General features: G+C 63.5%; 15 protein-coding genes. 11 read left to right on the top strand and 4 right to left on the bottom strand.

Features of this window, described 5'->3' with window-relative positions:
• Positions 1-122 precede the first annotated feature (122 nt).
• The 9 genes from xsc (at position 123) to V7Q10_RS07440 (ending at position 11401) form a co-directional block, all read left to right on the top strand.
• Positions 123-1895, top strand: a complete 1773-nt coding sequence (gene xsc / locus V7Q10_RS07480) for a sulfoacetaldehyde acetyltransferase (protein ID WP_333868445.1) — start codon at positions 123-125, stop codon at positions 1893-1895.
• Entirely contained in the window at positions 1892-2638 is a 747-nt protein-coding gene (locus V7Q10_RS07475; protein WP_333868444.1) for a sulfite exporter TauE/SafE family protein, read from the top strand. Before xsc ends, V7Q10_RS07475 begins: the two co-directional genes overlap by 4 nt.
• Entirely contained in the window at positions 2639-3652 is a 1014-nt protein-coding gene (locus V7Q10_RS07470; RefSeq protein ID WP_333868443.1) for an acetate/propionate family kinase, read from the top strand.
• Positions 3653-3728: 76 nt separating this feature from the next.
• Positions 3729-4430, top strand: a complete 702-nt coding sequence (modB, locus tag V7Q10_RS07465) for a molybdate ABC transporter permease subunit (RefSeq protein ID WP_333868442.1) — start codon at positions 3729-3731, stop codon at positions 4428-4430.
• Complete coding sequence (gene modC / locus V7Q10_RS07460; protein ID WP_333868441.1) at positions 4423-5481, top strand: molybdenum ABC transporter ATP-binding protein; 1059 nt, start codon at positions 4423-4425, stop codon at positions 5479-5481. The genes modB and modC overlap by 8 nt, the downstream gene beginning before the upstream one ends.
• An 89-nt stretch (positions 5482-5570) precedes the next feature.
• Entirely contained in the window at positions 5571-8339 is a 2769-nt protein-coding gene (locus V7Q10_RS07455; RefSeq protein WP_333868440.1) for a molybdopterin-dependent oxidoreductase, read from the top strand.
• The gene (locus tag V7Q10_RS07450; RefSeq protein ID WP_333868439.1) at positions 8336-9067 is read left to right on the top strand and encodes a 4Fe-4S dicluster domain-containing protein; all 732 of its coding nucleotides are present in this window, start codon (positions 8336-8338) and stop codon (positions 9065-9067) included. The genes V7Q10_RS07455 and V7Q10_RS07450 overlap by 4 nt, the downstream gene beginning before the upstream one ends.
• Entirely contained in the window at positions 9067-9933 is an 867-nt protein-coding gene (locus tag V7Q10_RS07445; protein WP_333868438.1) for a dimethyl sulfoxide reductase anchor subunit family protein, read from the top strand. The genes V7Q10_RS07450 and V7Q10_RS07445 overlap by 1 nt, the downstream gene beginning before the upstream one ends.
• A 28-nt stretch (positions 9934-9961) precedes the next feature.
• Entirely contained in the window at positions 9962-11401 is a 1440-nt protein-coding gene (locus tag V7Q10_RS07440) for an alpha/beta hydrolase (protein WP_333868437.1), read from the top strand.
• On the opposite strand, the gene bchO is transcribed toward V7Q10_RS07440, so the two are convergent.
• The 4 genes from bchO to crtA are packed head-to-tail and all read right to left on the bottom strand — an operon-like array spanning position 11398 to position 15658.
• On the bottom strand, positions 11398-12264 hold the full coding sequence (gene bchO, locus V7Q10_RS07435) for an alpha/beta fold hydrolase BchO (protein ID WP_333868436.1): 867 nt from the start codon (positions 12262-12264) through the stop codon (positions 11398-11400). The two genes, V7Q10_RS07440 and bchO, sit on opposite strands and share 4 nt — an antisense overlap.
• Positions 12265-13932 (bottom strand): magnesium chelatase subunit D, encoded by a 1668-nt coding sequence (locus V7Q10_RS07430; RefSeq protein WP_333868435.1) that lies wholly within the window; start codon positions 13930-13932, stop codon positions 12265-12267.
• On the bottom strand, positions 13929-14933 hold the full coding sequence (bchI, locus tag V7Q10_RS07425; protein ID WP_333868434.1) for a magnesium chelatase ATPase subunit I: 1005 nt from the start codon (positions 14931-14933) through the stop codon (positions 13929-13931). Before bchI ends, V7Q10_RS07430 begins: the two co-directional genes overlap by 4 nt.
• The gene (gene crtA / locus V7Q10_RS07420) at positions 14930-15658 is read right to left on the bottom strand and encodes a spheroidene monooxygenase (RefSeq protein ID WP_333868433.1); all 729 of its coding nucleotides are present in this window, start codon (positions 15656-15658) and stop codon (positions 14930-14932) included. Before crtA ends, bchI begins: the two co-directional genes overlap by 4 nt.
• A 102-nt stretch (positions 15659-15760) precedes the next feature.
• On the opposite strand from crtA, the gene V7Q10_RS07415 reads away from it, so the two are divergent.
• Both V7Q10_RS07415 and crtB read left to right on the top strand, forming a co-directional pair.
• Positions 15761-17323, top strand: coding sequence for a phytoene desaturase (locus V7Q10_RS07415; RefSeq protein WP_333868432.1), 1563 nt, complete (start codon positions 15761-15763; stop codon positions 17321-17323).
• Positions 17320-18345, top strand: coding sequence for a 15-cis-phytoene synthase (gene crtB / locus V7Q10_RS07410; RefSeq protein ID WP_333868431.1), 1026 nt, complete (start codon positions 17320-17322; stop codon positions 18343-18345). Before V7Q10_RS07415 ends, crtB begins: the two co-directional genes overlap by 4 nt.
• Positions 18346-18376 lie beyond the last annotated feature (31 nt).

Raw genomic sequence — 18376 nt, 5'->3', positions numbered from 1 at the left:
GGATATTTGTGCCAAGATGAAAGCCGGTTCTGGCGCTATCGGGGTTTTATGTCTGGCCCTAAGGCGGTTTTCGGTGGCGGCATAACATCGGGGTAAGGCGCGATGCCAGAGGAGAGATTGCGATGCGGATGACCACGGAAGAAGCTTTTATCAAAGTGCTGCAGATGCACGGGATTGAACATGCCTTTGGCATTATCGGTTCGGCCTTTATGCCGATCTCGGATCTGTTTCCGCGCGCGGGGATTACCTTTTGGGATTGCGCGCATGAGGGCTCGGGCGGGATGATGGCGGATGGCTATACCCGTGCCTCTGGCAAGATGTCGATGATGATCGCGCAAAACGGGCCGGGGATTACCAATTTTGTCACTGCGGTGAAGACGGCTTATTGGAACCACACGCCGTTGCTGCTTGTGACGCCGCAGGCGGCGAATAAGACCATTGGCATGGGCGGCTTTCAAGAGGTCGAGCAGATGGCGCTGTTCAAGGATATGGTGGCCTATCAAGAAGAGGTGCGCGATCCGAGCCGGGTGGCCGAGGTGTTGAACCGCTGCATCTTGAACGCCAAGCGGATGTCGGCGCCGGTGCAGATCAACATGCCGCGCGATTATTGGACGCAAGTGATCGACATTGATCTGCCGGCGATGGTGGAGTTCGAGCGCCCTGCAGGCGGCGAGGCGGCGATTGTGGCGGCGGCGGATCTGCTGTCAAACGCCAAGTTTCCGGTGATCTTGAATGGTGCGGGCGTGGTTTTGGGCGGGGCGATTGCTGCCAGCATGGCGCTGGCCGAGCGGTTGGAGGCGCCGGTTTGTGTGGGCTATCAGCACAATGACGCCTTTCCGGGCAGCCATCCGCTGTTTGCGGGGCCTTTGGGCTATAATGGCAGCAAGGCGGCGATGGAGCTGATTGCGCAGGCTGATGTGGTTTTATGTCTGGGCACGCGGTTGAATCCGTTTTCGACCCTGCCGGGCTATGGTCTGGATTACTGGCCGAAGACCGCCAAGATCATTCAGGTTGATATCAACCCCGACCGGATTGGCCTGACCAAGAAGGTCTCGGTTGGCATTGTGGGCGATGCGCGCAAGGTGGCCGAGGCGCTGCTTGCCCATCTTTCGGCGCAGGCGGGCGAGGCTGGGCGCGAGGCCCGCAAGGCCAAGATCGCACAAACCAAATCGGCTTGGGCGCAGGCTTTGTCGAGCATGGACCACGAAGAGGACGACGTTGGCACCACTTGGAACCAGCGCGCGCGGGCTGATAAGCCCGAGTGGATGAGCCCGCGGATGGCTTGGCGCGCCATTCAGGCCGCGCTGCCGAAAGAGGCGATTATCTCGAGCGATATTGGCAACAACTGTGCGATCGGCAATGCCTATCCGACCTTTGAGGCGGGACGGAAATATCTGGCGCCGGGGCTGTTTGGGCCTTGTGGCTACGGCTTGCCTGCGGTGGTGGGTGCCAAGATCGGCTGCCCCGATGTGCCGGTGGTGGGGTTTTCGGGTGACGGCGCCTTTGGCATCGCGGTGACAGAGCTGACCGCAATCGGGCGCGGCGAATGGCCTGCGATCACCCAAGTGGTGTTTCGCAACTATCAATGGGGGGCCGAGAAGCGCAATTCGACCCTGTGGTATGAGGACAATTTTGTCGGCACCGAATTGGATCAGCAGGTGTCTTATGCGGGCATTGCCAAGGCTTGCGGTTTGCAAGGCGTGGTGGCGCGCACAATGGAAGAGCTGACCGATGCGCTGCGTCAAGCGATTGTTGACCAGAAGGCGGGCAAGACCACGCTGATTGAAGCGATGATCAACCAAGAGCTGGGCGAGCCTTTCCGCCGCGATGCGATGAAGAAACCTGTCGCGGTGGCGGGGATCTCGGCGGCGGATATGGTTCCACAGCGGGTATGAACCTGCCCTTTGATCTGAGCTTTGCGGCGGCGGCCTATATGGCCGTCGTCGTTGTGGTTTCAGCCTTTGTGCGCGGCTATTCTGGCTTTGGCTTTTCGGCCATGGTGATCACGGCTTCGGGCTTGGTGACAAGCCCGCTGCATTTTGTGGCGGTTGTGGTGCTATGCGAGATGGTGATGACGGCGCAGGCTTGGCGCGGCATTGGCGGCGATGTCGATTGGCACCGGGTAAAGTTTCTGCTGGCGGGCGCGGCGCTGGGCATGCCCTTGGGGCTATGGGCGCTGACTTCGGTGCCGCTGCCGGTCGCGCGCGGGGTGATCTCGGGCTATGTGCTGGTGATGTGTGCGATTTTGCTGGCGGGCTGGCGGTTTCGCGCCGAGGTGACGGGGGCGGGCAATCTGGCCGCCGGCGTGATCTCGGGGCTGGCCAATGCGCCGGGGATGGGGGGCTTGCCGGTGGCTGCGTTTTTTGCCGCCCAACCGATGCCGGTGGCGGTGTTTCGCGCCAGTCTGGTCGCCTATTTCCCACTGCTCGACCTTTACGGCGCGCCTTTGTATTTCCTGAGCGGTCTGGTCAGTTGGGATACGCTTTGGGCCAGTCTGCTGACCCTGCCGATGGTGATTTTCGGCAATTGGCTGGGCGGGCGGCATTTCTTTAAAACCGATCCGCAAGAGTTCCGCCGCTTTGCCATTCTGCTGCTGGGCGCGCTGGCTTTGGCGGGGCTGATAAAGGCGGTGATCTAGATGCTATTGGTGGTCAATGCGGGTTCGTCTTCGGTTAAGGTCTCGTTGTTTGAGGGCGATATCGAGCTGCGGCGCGGGCTTGCCTCCGAGATTGGGGCGCAAGGGCATGAAGCGGCTTTGGCGGGGTTTCTGGCCGATGGCTTTGGCGCAGGGCTGAAGGCTGCGGCGCACCGCGTGGTGCATGGCGGGGCGGGGCTGACCGCGCCCTGTCGCCTGACGGATGCAACAATCGCCGCGATCGAGGCCTGCGTGCCGCTGGCGCCTTTGCACAATCCGGCGAATTTGGTCGGCATCCGCGCGATGGCAAAGCTGCTGCCCGATCTGCCGCAATATGCGAGCTTTGACACCGGGTTTCACGCCAGCAACCCCGAGGTGGCGCTGGCCTATGCCCTGCCCACAGCCGAGCGCGCGCGCGGCATCAGGCGCTATGGCTTTCACGGCATCAGCTATGCGGGGCTGGTGCGGCATCTGCGCGCGACTGTGCCCGCGGGCCTGCCAAAGCGGTTGCTTGGGCTGCATCTGGGCAATGGCGCTTCGCTTTGCGCCATGGTGGACGGCGTTTCCGTGGCCACCACCATGGGCTATTCGCCGCTGGAGGGGCTGACGATGGGCACACGTTCGGGCAGCATTGATGGCAATGCGGTGTTGCGGCTGGCCGAGCTGCACGGCATTGACGGTGCGACCCGGATTTTGAACCGCGAAAGTGGTCTGCTGGGGCTTGGCGGCAGCAGTGACATGCGCGCGCTGCAAGCCGCAGGCACGCCCGAGGCCGGCTTTGCCCGCGCGCATTTCGCCTATTGGGTGCAGCGCCATGCCGGCAGCATGATGGCCGCGATGGGCGGCTTGGATGCCATCGCCTTTACCGGCGGCATTGGCGAGAATGATGCCGAGATGCGGGCCCAGATCTTGCAGGGGCTGGCTTGGGCGGGGCAGGTGCCGGCCTATGTGGTGGCCGCCGAGGAAGAGCGCAGCATTGCCATCGAGGCGCAGGCTTTGATGGCGCGGGGGCTTTAGGTCTTGTTCGCGCGCTCACATGGGCTAGGGTTTGCGCAGGGGGATGCTATGCGCACTGAAATCACAGGGCTTTCTTATGGCTGAGTGGCTGTCGCCAGAGGGCTGGCAAGCCGTGCGCCTGTCGCTTTGGGTGGCATTTTGGGCGATGCTGTGCAGCCTGCCTTTGGCGGTAGCGGTGGCTTGGCTGCTGGCGCGGCGCGATTTTTGGGGCAAACAGCTGCTGAACGGTCTGGTGCATCTGCCGCTGATCTTGCCGCCGGTGGTGACGGGCTATGTGCTGCTGCTGGCCTTTGGCCGGCGCGGCCTCTTTGGCCCCGCCTTGGCCGACATCGGCATTGTGTTTTCCTTTCGCTGGACGGGGGCTGCGCTGGCGGCGGCGGTGATGGGCTTTCCCTTGATGGTGCGCGCGATCCGCCTGTCGATCGAGGCGGTCGATCTGCGGCTTGAGGCTGCGGCGCGCACGCTGGGGGCTTCGGGGATTTGGGTCTTTGTGACGGTGACGCTGCCCTTGGCGCTGCCGGGGGTGCTTGCGGGGGCGATCTTGGGCTTTGCCAAGGCGCTGGGCGAATTTGGCGCGACGATCACCTTTGTTTCGGCCATACCGGGCGAGACGCAGACCCTGCCGTCGGCGATCTATGCGGCGCTACAGGTGCCCGGCCAAGACGCAGTGGCCGCACGGATGGTTGCGGTTTCGGTGGTGCTTGCGATGGGCGCGCTGATCGCCTCCGAGCTTTTGGCGCGCAGCCTGTCGCGGCGGATCGGGGCCAGCCATGCTTGATGTCAGCCTTAAGCACCGCTTTGCCGGATTTGATCTGGATGTCGCCTTTACCGCCCCCAAAGGCCTGACGGCGATCTTTGGCAGGTCAGGTGCTGGAAAGACCAGCATTATCAACGCGGTGGCGGGGCTTTTGCAGACAGATTATGCGCAAGTGACTTTGGACGGGGTCGAGATTTCGACCTTGCCAACCCATCTGCGCAACGTAGGCTATGTCTTTCAAGAGGCACGGCTTTTCCCGCATATGACCGTGCAGCGTAACCTGAAATATGGCAGCTGGTTTCGCCCCAAAGCAGGGCGCGATTTTGACCGTGTGGTGGCGCTTTTGGGGTTAGAACCGCTACTGGCGCGCGCGCCCTTGCATCTGTCTGGCGGCGAAAAGCAACGCGTGGCGATCGGGCGCGCGCTGCTGAGCAATCCGCAGATCTTGTTGATGGACGAACCGCTGTCGGCGCTGGATGCGCCGCGCAAGGCCGAGATATTGCCCTATCTGGAACGCCTGCGTGACGAGGCGGGGTTGCCGATCCTTTACGTCAGCCACGCGCTGGCCGAGGTGGCGCGGCTGGCCACCACGATGCTGGTGGTCGAGGCAGGCCGTCTGCGCCGCAGTGGCGCCACCGCCGAGGTGCTGTCGGACCCGTCCTTGGCCAATGTCTTGGGGCTGCGCGCGGCCGGATCGCTGATCACGGCGCGGCTGGTGGCGCAGGAAGACGACGGGCTGTCGCGGCTGGAAACTGCGGCGGGGCCGGTGTTCTTGCCAAGGGTTGCCGCCAGCCTTGGCGCGCTGTTGCGGCTGCGGATCCCGGCGCAGGATGTGATGATTGCGTTGCAGGCCCCGCAAGGCATCTCGGCGCTGAACGTGCTGCCGGTGCGGATCGAGGCGCTGCGGCTGGGCGAGGGGCCGGGGGCGATCTTGACGCTGGCCTTGGGCGAAGAACGCCTGCTTGCGCGCATCACCCAACGCTCGGTGGCAGCGCTTGGGCTGGCGGTGGGGCAAGAGGTGTTTGCGGTGCTGAAATCGGTGGCACTTGCACAGGGCGATATCGGCGGTTGAACGCCAAAAGCGTCGCATCAAGGCAAGTCATTGCCGCGATAGGACGACAAAGTAATCGAAGGCCGCAAAGCGCGCGCAGGAGGGACGACATGACCATGCAACCTAAGATTAACCTCTCGCCCAAGGTCTCGGACGAGGTGCGCCGCACCACCTGCTATATGTGTGCCTGCCGCTGCGGCATCAATGTGCACCTGAAATCGGGCAGCGTGTCTTATATCGAAGGCAATCGCGATCATCCGGTGAACAAGGGCGTGCTTTGCGCCAAGGGGGCTTCGGGGATCATGCAGGTCAAGGCGCCAAGCCGGTTGCGTGCGCCGCTGCGCCGTGTCGGGCCGCGCGGCTCTGGCGCGTTTGAAGAAATCTCTTGGGACGAGGCCTTGGCGCTTGCGGTCAGCTGGATGAAGCCTTTGCGCGAAACAGCGCCCGAGAAATTCGCCTTTTTCACCGGCCGCGATCAAAGCCAAAGCCTGACGGGCTGGTGGGCGCAGGCGTTCGGCACGCCAAATTACGCAGCCCACGGCGGCTTTTGTTCGGTGAATATGGCGGCGGGGGGCATCTATACCATTGGCGGCGCGTTTTGGGAATTTGGCCAGCCCGATTGGGAGCGCACCAAGATGTTCGTGCTGTTCGGCGTTGCCGAAGATCACGACAGCAACCCGATCAAGATCGGTCTGGGCAAGCTGAAAGAGCGCGGCGCCAAGGTGGTGGGGATCAACCCCATTCGCACCGGCTACAATGCGGTGGCCGATGATTGGTATGGCATCACGCCGGGCACCGACGGGCTGTTGATCCTGTCCTTGATCCATTGCCTGTTGCAGGCGGGCAAGATTGATCTGGACTATCTTGCGCAATTCACCAACGCGCCTTTGTTGGTGATCGAAGACGGGCCGGAAAAGGGCCTGATCCTGAAGAACGCCGAAAGCCAGTCCTTTGTGATCGACAAGCGCACAGGCGCGCCCGCGCCTTGGGATGGTTTGGGCGTGCAGCCCGATCTGGGGGCTGTCTATCAGGGCCACCGCACGGTGTTTCAGCATATGGCCGAACGCTATCTGTCGCCCGAATATGCCCCCGAGGCGGTGGCTGAGCGCTGCGGCATTCCCGCCGCCCGCATCCGGTCTTTGGCCGCAGAACTCGCCGATGTTGCCTTTAACCAAGCCATCGAGATTGACCAGCCTTGGACCGATTTTCGCGGCAATGCCCATGCGACAATGACCGGCCGTCCGGTCAGCTTTCACGCCATGCGCGGGATTTCCGCCCATGCCAACGGCTTTCAAACCGCGCGCGCATTGCATCTGTTGCAGATCGTGCTGGGCACGGTCGAGGTGCCCGGCGGCTACCGCCTTAAGCCGCCATACCCCAAACCGGTCGAGGCCCATCCCACCCCGCATTTCACCAGCGCGCCCGGTAAGCCGCTGTCTGGCCCGCATCTGGGCTATGTGCGCGGGCCGGAAAATCTGGCGCTTTTGCCCGACGGGTCGCCTGCGCGGATCGACAAGGCCTTTACTTGGGAAAACCCGCTTTCGGCGCATGGCCTGATGCATATGCTGATCCCCAACGCCCATGCCGGCGATCCCTATAAGATCGACACGCTGTTGCTTTATATGGCGAATATGGCGTGGAATTCCTCGATGAATTCGGCGGCCGTGATGCAGATGCTGACCGATAAGACCGAAGACGGCGACTATGTCATTCCGCGCATTATCTATTCGGATGCCTATGCCTCTGAAATGGTGGCCTATGCCGATCTGATCTTGCCTGACACCACCTATCTGGAACGCCATGATTGCATCAGCCTGCTGGATCGCCCGATTTCAGAACCTGATGCGGCGGGCGACAGCATCCGCTGGCCGGTGGTCGAGCCTGACCGCGATGTGCGCCCGTTCCAATCGGTGCTGCTGGATCTGGGCGCGCGGCTGGGACTTGCGCCCATGGTCAAGGAAGATGGCTCGCCAAAGTTCAAGGATTACGCCGATTACATCGTCAACCACATCCGCAGGCCGGGGGTGGGGCCGCTGATCGGTTTTCGCGGCGATGGCAGTGCCGAGGGGCGCGGCGACGCCAACCCCGATCAGATCAACCGCTATATCGAAAACGGTGGCTTTTATCAGGCGCATATCCCGCCCGAGGCCAGCTTTTACAAACCCTGGAACGCGCGTTATCAAGATTGGGCGGTGGAAACCTCGCTTTACGAGACGCCGCAGCCCTATCTTTTCACCATCTGGTCCGAACCACTGCGCCGCTTTCAGATGGCGGGCGAGGGCTTGGGTGCGCATCAGCCGCCAGACCATCTGCGCGCGGGCTTGATGCAAACCATGGACCCGCTGCCGATCTGGTATGAACCGGCCCCCGAGCCTGACTATCCGCTGCATGCGCTGACCCAGCGGCCGATGGATATGTATCATTCCTGGGGCTCGCAGAACGCTTGGCTGCGCCAGATCAGGGGGATGAACTATCTGTATCTGCCGACCAAGGTTTGGCAAAGCAACGGCTTTCAGGCCGGCGATTACGCCCGTGTCAGCTCGCGCAATGGCACGATCGTGGTGCCGGTGGCGCATATGGCGGCGCTGAACGAACACACCGTTTGGACATGGAACGCCATTGGCAAGCGCAAGGGCGCTTGGGCCTTGGACGAAGACGCGCCCGAGGCGACCGAGGGGTTCTTGCTGAACCATCTGATTTCAGAGCTGCTGCCCGATCAGGGCGATGGGCGGCGCAAGTCTAATTCCGATCCTGTCACCGGTCAGGCGGCTTGGTTTGATCTGAAGGTTAAAATCGAACGCGTCGGGCCGCGCGATGAAGCCGAGCCCGCCTTCGGCGCCATCCCGCGCGCTGTGCCACAAGGAGGAGACCGGCTATGACCGCTTTGCCGCAGACCACCGCCAAGAAACTGGGGCTGGTGATTGATCTGGACACCTGCGTCGGCTGTCAGGCCTGCGTGACCGCCTGCAAGGGCTGGAACGATCAGGGCGCGGGCCTGTCTGATCAGCAGCCTTACGGCGCCGATCCGTCGGGAACCTTCCTAAACCGCGTTCACAGCTTCGAGGTGCAACCCCCTGATGGTGAAGCACAAATCGTCAACTTCCCGCGCAGTTGCCTGCACTGCGAAGACGCACCTTGCGTGACGGTTTGCCCCACCGGGGCCAGCTATAAACGCGCCGAGGATGGCATCGTTTTGGTCAATGAAGATGCCTGTATCGGCTGCGGGCTTTGCGCTTGGGCCTGTCCTTACGGCGCGCGCGAGCTGGATCAGGCGGCGGGGGTGATGAAGAAATGCACGCTTTGCGTTGACCGCATCTATAACGAAAACCTGCCCGAGGAAGACCGCGAACCGGCCTGCGTGCGCGGCTGTCCGACCGGCGCGCGGCATTTTGGCGATTTCGCTGACCCTGACAGCAAGGTCAGCAAACTGACTGCGGCGCGCGATGGCTATGCGCTGATGCCCGATCTGGGCACCAAGCCCGTGAACCGCTATTTGCCACCGCGCAAAAAGGATTTGCGTCACGAGGCCAGCGTTCTGGCACCATTGTTGGACATTCAGGCCAGCGGCTTTGCCGGCTGGCTTGACCGTGTTTTGGGGAAAATCTGATGCATCCGGCACCTTCGGTTATACTCTTTTCGGTTTTCTCGGGCATGGGCTTTGGGCTGCTGGCGTTTTTGGGCTTTGGCTTTGTGCAGGCCGCTGGCTGGATCGCCTTTTTGTGGTGGGGTTTGGGCTATGGTCTTGCAGTGATTGGGCTTTTGGCGGCGAGCTTTCACTTGGGCAACCCCAAGAACGCGCTGAAGGCCTTTAGCCAATGGCGCACAAGCTGGCTCAGCCGCGAGGCTTGGGCCTCGGTGGCGACCCTGTTGCTGCTGGCACCGATGGCGCTGTCAGATTGGCTGGGCTTGGGGCTTTGGCGCGGCTTTGGCTGTCTGGGGGCGGTGCTGGCACTGGTGACGGTCTTTACCACCGCGATGATCTACACCCAAATCAAAGCCGTGCCGCGCTGGCATCATTGGAGCACGCCGCTGGTGTTTTTGGCCTTTGCGCTGACGGGGGGGGCGGTGCTGGCGGGGCTTGCGGTGGCGCAGGTCTTGCTGGCGGGGCTGGTGGCGCTGTTGCTGCTGGTTTGGCGGATTGGCGATGGGCAATTCGCGCGCGCAGGCCAAAGCATGAATACCGCCACTGGCTTGCAGGGCGAGATTTCGGTGTTCGAGCGTGGCCATACCGCAGGCAACTACCTGCTGCGCGAGATGATCTATGTGGTGGGGCGCAAACATGCGGCCAAGCTGCGCGGGCTGTCCTTGGTGCTGGTGGGGCCGCTGCCGGCGCTGGTGCTGGCGCTGTCGGGGCTGGCGGTATGGGGCTTTGCGGTGGCGGCGCTGCTGCATCTGATCGGCGCTTTGATGGTACGCTGGTTGTTTTTCGCCCAAGCCGAGCATGTTGTTGGGCTATACTACGGTGCAAGATAAGGCTGGGGGCGCAAGATAAGGCGGGGTTATGCTGCGAGCGATTGTTGCGAGTGTTTTGATTGCCCTGTCGCTTGCTGTGCTGGAATATGCCCGCTGGGGCGTGCAGATCGGCAGCTTTCAGGTCGGGCAAACCCCTGTCACCGAATATGCGCAGCGCGGCGCGGATGGCCCTGTGGTGGTGGTGGCGCACGGCTTTGCCGGATCGCAGCAGATGATGCAGGGCTATGCGCTGCCGCTGGCGCAGGCGGGGTATCGGGTGTTTGTGTTTGAATTTCTGGGCCATGGCCGCAATCCAACGCCGATGTCGGGGGATGTGACGTCGGTGGATGGCACCACGCGGCTGTTGGTCGATCAAACCCGTGCGGTGATTGATGCGGTGTCGCCAAGCACCGGGCAGGTTGCTTTGCTGGGCCATTCGATGGCGACCGATATCTTGCTGCGCGCCGCCAAGGGGCGCAGCGACATCGGCCCGATGGTGCTGATTTCAGCCTTTTCCAACGAGATGACCGCGCGTTATCCGGCCAATCTTTTGCTGGTCGCAGGCGCTTGGGAGCCGGGTTTGCGCGACTTTGGCCTGCGTGCCTTGCGCATGGTCGCAGCGGATGCGCCCGAAGGCAGCACGGCGCAAAGCGGCGATGTGATCCGCCGCGCGGTGGCGGCGCCCTTTAGCGAACATGTCTCGGTCTTGCACAGCCGCCGCGCGCGGGCCGAGGCGGTTTCTTGGCTGAACCTTGCCTATGGCCGCAGCGCAAGTCCGGCGATTGTGCCAACGGGCTGGGCGATCTTGGGGCTGCTGGCGGGGCTGGTGCTGCTGTTTCGCCCGATTGCGGCCTTGCTGGCTCTGCAAAGCCGCGCGGTGCTGGCGCCAAGCGGTCGGCAAATGGCGGCTTTGCTGATTTTACCGGCGCTGATTGCGCCGCCGATTGCGGTATGGGTTGATCCGCAGGTGCTGCCGGTGCTGGTGGCCGATTATCTGGGGCTGCATCTGTTTCTCTATGGTTTGCTGCAACTGGCGATGCTGGCGCTTTGGCGGCTGCTGGATCTGCGGCTGAATTGGGCGGGCTTGGCGCTGTTGCTGGGCTGGTGCGCGGTCTTTGGTTTGGGGCTGGACCGCTATGCGGCGAACTTTTGGCCCACCACGGGCCGGCTTTGGATCATTGCGGTGCTCAGTCTGGGCGCTGTGCCCTATATGCTGGCTGATTGTGCACTGACAGCGCAAGCGGGGCTGGCGCGGCGCTTTGCGGTGCGGGCGGGGTTTTTGGCCTCGCTGGGGTTGGCGGTGGCGCTGGATTTCAAGGGGCTGTTTTTCCTCTTGCTGATCGCGCCGGTGATGGTGCTGTTCTATCTGGTCTTTGGCAGCATGGGGCGCGAGGTGTCGCGCCGCAGCGGGCCCATGGCTGCGGGGCTGGCACTGGGTTTGGTGCTGGCTTGGGCCTTGGGCGTCAGCTTTCCGCTGTTTCAAAGCTAGGCTGCGGGGTCGCTTAGCGCCAGAAAGTCAAAGATCAGCGGTGCTACTTTTTCGGCCGCCTCTTCGTGCAGCAGATGGCCAAAGCGGGGCAGGTTGACCCAGCGCGCATTTGGCAGCGCTTTGGCTGCGGCTTGCGAGACCGAGGCCGGCACCGCGCGATCCCCCGCCGAGCTGATCAGCAAGACCGGCAGCTTTTGCCGCGGCAGTGCTGTCAGCAGGCCATCCAGCTGCCATTGCGCCATCATCGCCAAAGTTGCCGCAACATGGCTGGGCATGCGCAACAGCCGCAGATATTGCGCCTCGCCCGCAGGCTCGATCCGCGATCCAGTGGCCAGCAACAGCTGATGCGTCTGCGCAGGCGTGCCCGCGATTTTGCTGAACAGCTGTGCGATCAGCGGCGTCATCGCCAAAAGCCGCGCCATGATCGGATAGAACAGCCCCGCAGCACCTTCGAAATTGCCCAAGGCCGCGTTCAGCCCAACCACTGCGCGCAGCGGCATGATCTCGGCCAATCGCAGCGCCAGTGCCGCCCCCGCCGAATGGCCGATAATGACCTGCGGTTGCCAGCCTTCTTGTTCGCACAGCGCTTTAAGATCGTCGGCCATGTGGTTCAAACCACAGCGAGATTTCGCACCCAGCACGCTAAAACCCTGACCGGGCAGATCCACCGCAATCACCCGATGCGAGGCCGTCAGCAGTGGGATCAGATGGCGAAAGCTGTGGCTGGCCCCGCCCGCGCCATGGATCAACAACAGCAGTGGTCCCGCGCCCAGATCTTGCACATGCCACAGATGCGGACGGCAGGCGATATGGCGCGAGGCGCTGCGAAACGGCCAGTCAGGAGGGATCGCCAGCGCCCGCATTCAGCCCCCCAAGGCGGCTTGCAGCACGCCAGACAGCCGCTGCGCATCGGCGCGCGGCAGCGGCAGATAGGGCGCATCCAGCACCAAAGCCATCTGGCGCAGCGCCGGTTGTGGGCGGTTGGCAATGTCGATCACCAGCGCGGGCAGGCCTTGCAAGCGCAGCGCGCGGGCGATTTGCAGGCTGTCCGCCTCGGCCTGCGCGCGGTCTGCGCGCCCATCAAGGGCGATATTGCCGCGCCCATCGGTCAGCAGCGCCACCGTGGGCGTCATGCCGCGCGCGCGGGCCTGTTGCGCCAGATCAAAGGCCATGCGCAGCCCTGCGGCCAAGGGCGTGCCACCGCCCCCCGGCAGCCCCGCCAGCCGCCGCTTGGTTTGCACCAAAGAGCGCGTCGGCGGCAAGATCAGCTCGGCGCTTTGGCCGCGAAAGGCGATCAGCGCGACATGATCGCGCCGCGCATAGGCCTGCGCCAGCAGCAATTCGACCGCCCCCTTGGCCTCGGCCAGCCGCGCAAAGGCCGAAGAGCCCGAAGCATCCACCGCAAAGATCAGCACCCGGTCCGAGCTTTGTTGATAGCGTTTGATCCGCAGATCGGATTTGCGGATTTCCAGCCGCGCCGAGCCCGCCTCGCGGCGGCGCAGCGGTTGCCAAGGCGCTGCGGCGCGCAGGGTGGCGACAAGGTCGATGCGCTTGCCCGCACCCGGCGTTCCGGCAAGCGGCGGCAGCGGGCGGCCGCGATGGTTGCCCTTGCGCGCAGCCCCGGTGCCGCTGCCCTTGGCGCTGCGGGCGGCCTTGCCTGCGGCCAGTTGCGCCAAAAGATCAGCGGGCAGGGCGGCGCGAATGGCCTCGAGCAAGACATCCTCGGGCAGGCGGTCTTCTTGCGGTTCGGGCGGGCTGTCTTCGCCGGCCTCGCCTTCGGGCGGTGGTGGTGGCGGGGCTTGTTCGGGCTCGGCTTCGGGGGCTTCGGCGGGCAGATCGCCGCGATGAGCCAGCACCAGTTCGGCCGCATGGCGCAGGGTGTCGTCCGAGGCTATATCTTCGCCGCGCCAAGCCGCCAGCGCGCGGGCCGCACAGATCGCAAGCCGCGGCGCGCGCAGCGAAGGGATGCCCATAGCAAAAGCAACCTTTGTCAGGCTTTCCAAGGCCTTATCCGGCAGGCGCACGGCCGCAAGCCGCGCGCGGGCGGCGGCAATTTCGCCTGCCTCAAAGCTTAGGCCTTCGGTGTCAGACCATGCCAGATCTGATAGGTCCAGAAACAACCCCAGCCGATCGGCAAGCGCTGCGGGCAGGCCTTCATCGGGGTCTGCGCCTTCGTCCAGCGCAATCAGGCAGGGGCCTTGGGTGTCGAGCCACAGCGCCAGCCGTGCCGACAGCCCGGCCGGCGACCTCTCGGCCATGGTCAACAGCAGCGGCGTCGGATCGGCCAAAAGCCCTTTGCTGCGGATCAGGTGGCCCGCAGCAAGGGTCGCGGCCAGATCGACGCCGCCAAACAGCGAGGCGTCGTCAATGCTGGGATGCAGGCGGCGCGCAGGCGGCAGCGCTGCGGTGACACGCGCGCGCAGATCTGAGGCCCGCGCCCGCAGCCACAGCCCCTTGACGCCCGCAGGGTCCACTGCCAGCACCGCAAGCGCTGTTTGCACCCGTGCCCATGGCGACAGCGGCTGGCTCACGGCAGGGTTTCGGCAAGGATACGGGCGACACGCGCGCCCGAACCTGCCTCATCCAGCGGATCGCGGCGCAAGCGGTGCGACAGGGTGCTGGTGGCCACGGTTTTCAGATGGCTGCGGCTGACGGTTGCAGCCCCCTCATAGGCCGCCTGCGCGCGGGCTGCGCGCAAAAGTGTCAGCTCGCCGCGCAGGCCGTCCGAGCCAAGGGCGATACACAGCGAGGCGCAATCATGCAGCACGGTATTGGGCGTTTTCAGCCCACCAAGCGCTGCCCTTGCCGCCAAAATCGCTTTGCGCAGGGCGCTGTCCTTGGCGCGCCATTTCTTCATAAAGGCGGCGGTGTCGTTTTCATAAGCGTCGCGGCGGCGCATCACCTCGACGCGGGTTTCAACATCGCGCGGCGAGCGCACCTCGACCGAAAGGCCAAAGCGGTCCAGCAGTTGCGGGCGCAGCTCGCCCTCTTCGGGGTTGCCAGAGCCCACCAGCACAAAGCGCGCGGGGTGGCGGATCGACAGGCCTTCGCGTTCAACCACGTTTTCGCCCGATTGCGCCACATCCAGCAAAAGATCGACGATGTGATCTTCCAGCAGGTTGACCTCGTCGATGTAAAGATAGCCGCGATTGGCGCGCGCAAGCAGCCCCGGCTCAAAGGCCTTTTCGCCGCGTGTCAGCGCGCGTTCAATGTCCAAGGCCCCCACAACGCGGTCTTCGGTGGCCCCCAGCGGCAGATCAATCACCGGCGTCGGGCGCTGCACCAATTTGCGCAGCCCTGTGCCTGCCCATGCGGGCACATCTTCAGGGCGGGCCGAATTGACTGGGCAGCCTTCAACGGCGGTGATTTCAGGCAAAAGCGCGGCCAGCGCCCGCACAGCGGTCGATTTGCCGGTGCCGCGATCGCCAAACACCAGCACGCCGCCGATGCCGGGGTCGATGGCGGTCAGCACCATGGCTTGTTTCATTGCCTCTTGGCCAACGATTGCAGAAAACGGGAAGGGCTGGCTCATGCGGCGTCCTTTGGAGCGATGGGATATTTGCCGTCCCAGCTTCCCCATTCATCCAGAATGCGAAAGCGGGCGTAGAGTTCTTCGGAAAACCAATTCTCGGCGCGCACGGCGGCAATGGCGCGGCCATGCGGGCCATCGCCACGCGCGAAATTGGCCATGCTGGCGGCATCGGGCCAGATGGAAAAGGTCACCTGATGCAGCAAGGGCACTTCGCCGATGCCGATTTTGAAGATCACATTGGGGTCTTGGCCGATCACCGCCGAGATATCGGGCACGCGCTGCCAAAACCGCAAGAACCGCGAGGCGCGCATGCTGGCGCGGGTCAGCGCAACGATAGGGCCATCGGCTGCGGCCCCAGTCGGGCTAAACGGCGCCACGCCCGCCCATTTGCCGCGCGCCGAGGTCGGCTCCAGCAGCACCGTCCAGCTTTCGCTGGATTTCGCCCGCCAGCGTTGAAACACGGCGGCGTTTTGCAGCCTATCGCGTGCGGTGGCCGCATCGGGCCAGGTTGCAAGGATCGCCCAGACGGCCGTATTGGGGCGCGGCGTAAAGCCTTCGCCGGTGCCCGAGCCGCAAAGCTTGTAAAATCCGACCTCTGGCATCCGCATAAAGGCCAGCCGCGCCGCGCCCATTTGCCCAAGCACCCAAAGCCGCGCGGGCAGCGAGGCAAAGCGAAACAGGCTGAGTGATGCGGTATTGATGGCGGCCTCTCCTTGATCTGTCACAATAGTCTGACAGTTTTTTGCGGCAATTCAAGGTGGAGTGTTAAAATTATGCAGCACAAAGGCAAGTGTTGTAAATTAAACTAGACAGTATATCGTGAGGCTATGGTGATTCAGACTCAACCCCTTTCGACGCCGCAGCCAGCCTCTTTGGGGGGCGAGGCGATTGTGATTGGTGCAGGGCTTGGCGGTTTGGCCGCAGCGATGCGCCTCGGCGCCAAGGGCTACCGCGTGACCGTGGTAGACCGGCTTGATATGCCGGGTGGGCGCGGATCTTCGATCAGCCAAGGCGGGCATCGCTTTGATCTGGGGCCAACGATTGTCACCGTGCCGCAGGGCTTGCGCGAGCTTTGGGCCGATTGTGGCCGCGAGTTTGACCGCGATGTCGATCTGCGCGCGCTGGACCCGTTTTACGAGATTCGCTTTGAAGACGGCTCGCACTTTACCGCCCGCCAATCGGACGAAGCGATGCGGGCCGAGGTGGCACGGCTGTCGCCCGGCGATCTGGCGGGCTATGACAAATTCCTGCGCGACAGTGAAAAACGCTATTGGTTCGGCTTTGAAGATCTGGGCCGCCGCTCGATGCACCGCTTTGTCGATCTGCTGAAGGTGCTGCCAACCTTTGCGATGCTGCGCGCGGATCGGTCGGTCTATGCCCATGCGGCCTCGCGGGTGAAAGACGAACGCCTGCGCTTTGCGCTGTCGTTCCACCCGCTGTTTATCGGCGGCGATCCGTTTCATGTCACCTCGATGTATATTCTGGTCAGCCATCTCGAGAAATCCTTTGGCGTGCATTACGCCATGGGCGGGGTTGGCGCGATTGCCGTGGCGATGGCGGGGGTGATTGTGGCACAGGGCGGGCAGTTGCGGCTGAACGCCGAGGTCGACGAGATTTTGATCGAAAACGGTCGTGCCAAAGGCGTGCGGCTGCTGGGGGGCGAGGTTTTGGCCGCCGATGTTGTGGTCTCGAACGCCGATGCGGGTCATACCTATGACCGGCTTTTGCGCAATCAGCCCAAAACCCGCTGGACCAAGGCAAAGCTTGCACGCAAACGCTGGTCGATGGGGCTGTTCGTTTGGTATTTTGGCACCAAGGGCACCAAGCTGAAATGGCCCGATGTTGGCCATCACAGCATTCTGGTGGGGCCAAGATACAAAGAGCATATCCGCGATATCTTTATCCGGGGGCGTCTGGCTGATGACATGAGCCTTTATGTCCACCGGCCTACCGTCACCGACCCTTCGGCAGCGCCTGCGGGGGATGACACGTTTTACGCGCTCTCGCCCGTGCCGCATCTGGGCATCGGCAGCACCGATTGGGAGACCGAGGCCGAGCCCTACCGCCAAAAGATGCAGGCGATGCTGGAGGCACGGCTGTTGCCGGGCTTGGGCGATCATCTGAGCGAGCAGTTGGTCTTTACCCCCAACAGTTTTGAAACCCGTTACCTTTCGCCCTATGGCAGTGGCTTTTCCATCGAGCCGCGGATTTTGCAATCGGCGTGGTTTCGCCCGCATAATGTCTCGGAAGAGGCGAAGGGGCTTTATCTGGTTGGGGCGGGAACCCATCCCGGTGCGGGCTTGCCGGGGGTTGTGGCTTCGGCCGAGGTTTTGGGCAAATTGGTGCCGGATGCACCTTTGGGCCGCCGCCAAAGGCTGGCCGCAGAATGATCGCGCCCGCTGATCTTGCCCATTGCCGCGATGCGATCCGCACAGGTTCGCTGTCGTTTCATGCGGCCTCCAAGCTTTTGCCCGCACGGGTGCGCGATCCGGCGCTGGCGCTTTATGCCTTTTGCCGCTTGGCCGACGATGCGGTCGATGACAGCGACGACAAAGCGCCTGCGGTGCTGGGGCTGCGCGACAGGCTGGATCTGGTCTATCAAGGCCGTCCGCGCAATGCCGCCGCCGACCGCGCTTTTGCTGCCGTGGTTGAAGATTTCGAGATGCCGCGCGCCCTGCCGGATGCCTTGCTTGAAGGGCTTGCTTGGGATGCCTGCGGGCGGCGCTATGACACCCTGTCGGATCTGCACGGCTATTGTGCGCGGGTTGCAAGTGCGGTGGGCGCGATGATGTGCGTGCTGATGCGGGTGCGCTGTGCGGATGCGCTGGCGCGGGCTTGCGATTTGGGCTTGGCGATGCAGCTGACCAATATCGCGCGCGATATTGGCGAGGATGCGCGGGCAGGGCGGCTGTATTTGCCGCTGCAATGGCTGGAGGCCGAGGCGATGAGCCCCGCCGATCTGCTGGGCAATCCGGTGTCAGACCCGCGCAGCCGGCGGCTGACGCGGCGGTTGCTGCAAGAGGCGGATGCGCTTTATCTGCGCTCTGAGGCCGGCGTTGCGGCCTTGCCCTTGGGCTGCCGTCCGGGGATTTATGCCGCGCGCCATGTCTATGCGGGCATCGGCGGCGCGGTGGCGCGGCAGGGCTATGACAGCATCTCGGCGCGGGCGCGCACCACGGGGCGGCAAAAGCTGGGCTGGCTGGGGCTGTCGCTGCTGCGCTCGGGCGTCTCGGCCGTGGTGCCGAAATCGGCGGTGCTGCATGCGCCGCCCGTGCCCGAGGTGGCATTTCTGGTCGAGGCCGCCGCCCGCAGACAGGCGCGTTTCAGCCGATCCGAGGCGCTTTTTGCGACATTGTCGCAACTCGAGGCCAAAGATCGCGCGCAAAGGCCCTTGGATCGTGCAAGCGCATAACATAGCTATGGGGCAGCTTTTGGGGGCCCTG

Origin of the sequence: Cypionkella sp. (genome assembly GCF_036782355.1) — a bacterium.
Lineage (GTDB): Bacteria > Pseudomonadota > Alphaproteobacteria > Rhodobacterales > Rhodobacteraceae > Cypionkella.
Note: the sequence above shows the minus strand (reverse complement) of the source record. Positions and strands in the feature narration are given on the sequence as shown.

What these genes read in the sequence shown, in the direction of transcription:
- xsc (WP_333868445.1), top strand. Translation starts at nt 123, where the DNA reads ATGCGGATGACCACGGAAGAAGCTTTTATCAAAGTGCTGCAGATGCAC.
- V7Q10_RS07475 (WP_333868444.1), top strand. Translation starts at nt 1,892, where the DNA reads ATGAACCTGCCCTTTGATCTGAGCTTTGCGGCGGCGGCCTATATGGCC.
- V7Q10_RS07470 (WP_333868443.1), top strand. Translation starts at nt 2,639, where the DNA reads ATGCTATTGGTGGTCAATGCGGGTTCGTCTTCGGTTAAGGTCTCGTTG.
- modB (WP_333868442.1), top strand. Translation starts at nt 3,729, where the DNA reads ATGGCTGAGTGGCTGTCGCCAGAGGGCTGGCAAGCCGTGCGCCTGTCG.
- modC (WP_333868441.1), top strand. Translation starts at nt 4,423, where the DNA reads ATGCTTGATGTCAGCCTTAAGCACCGCTTTGCCGGATTTGATCTGGAT.
- V7Q10_RS07455 (WP_333868440.1), top strand. Translation starts at nt 5,571, where the DNA reads ATGACCATGCAACCTAAGATTAACCTCTCGCCCAAGGTCTCGGACGAG.
- V7Q10_RS07450 (WP_333868439.1), top strand. Translation starts at nt 8,336, where the DNA reads ATGACCGCTTTGCCGCAGACCACCGCCAAGAAACTGGGGCTGGTGATT.
- V7Q10_RS07445 (WP_333868438.1), top strand. Translation starts at nt 9,067, where the DNA reads ATGCATCCGGCACCTTCGGTTATACTCTTTTCGGTTTTCTCGGGCATG.
- V7Q10_RS07440 (WP_333868437.1), top strand. Translation starts at nt 9,962, where the DNA reads ATGCTGCGAGCGATTGTTGCGAGTGTTTTGATTGCCCTGTCGCTTGCT.
- bchO (WP_333868436.1), bottom strand. Translation starts at nt 12,264, where the DNA reads ATGCGGGCGCTGGCGATCCCTCCTGACTGGCCGTTTCGCAGCGCCTCG.
- bchI (WP_333868434.1), bottom strand. Translation starts at nt 14,933, where the DNA reads ATGAGCCAGCCCTTCCCGTTTTCTGCAATCGTTGGCCAAGAGGCAATG.
- V7Q10_RS07415 (WP_333868432.1), top strand. Translation starts at nt 15,761, where the DNA reads ATGGTGATTCAGACTCAACCCCTTTCGACGCCGCAGCCAGCCTCTTTG.
- crtB (WP_333868431.1), top strand. Translation starts at nt 17,320, where the DNA reads ATGATCGCGCCCGCTGATCTTGCCCATTGCCGCGATGCGATCCGCACA.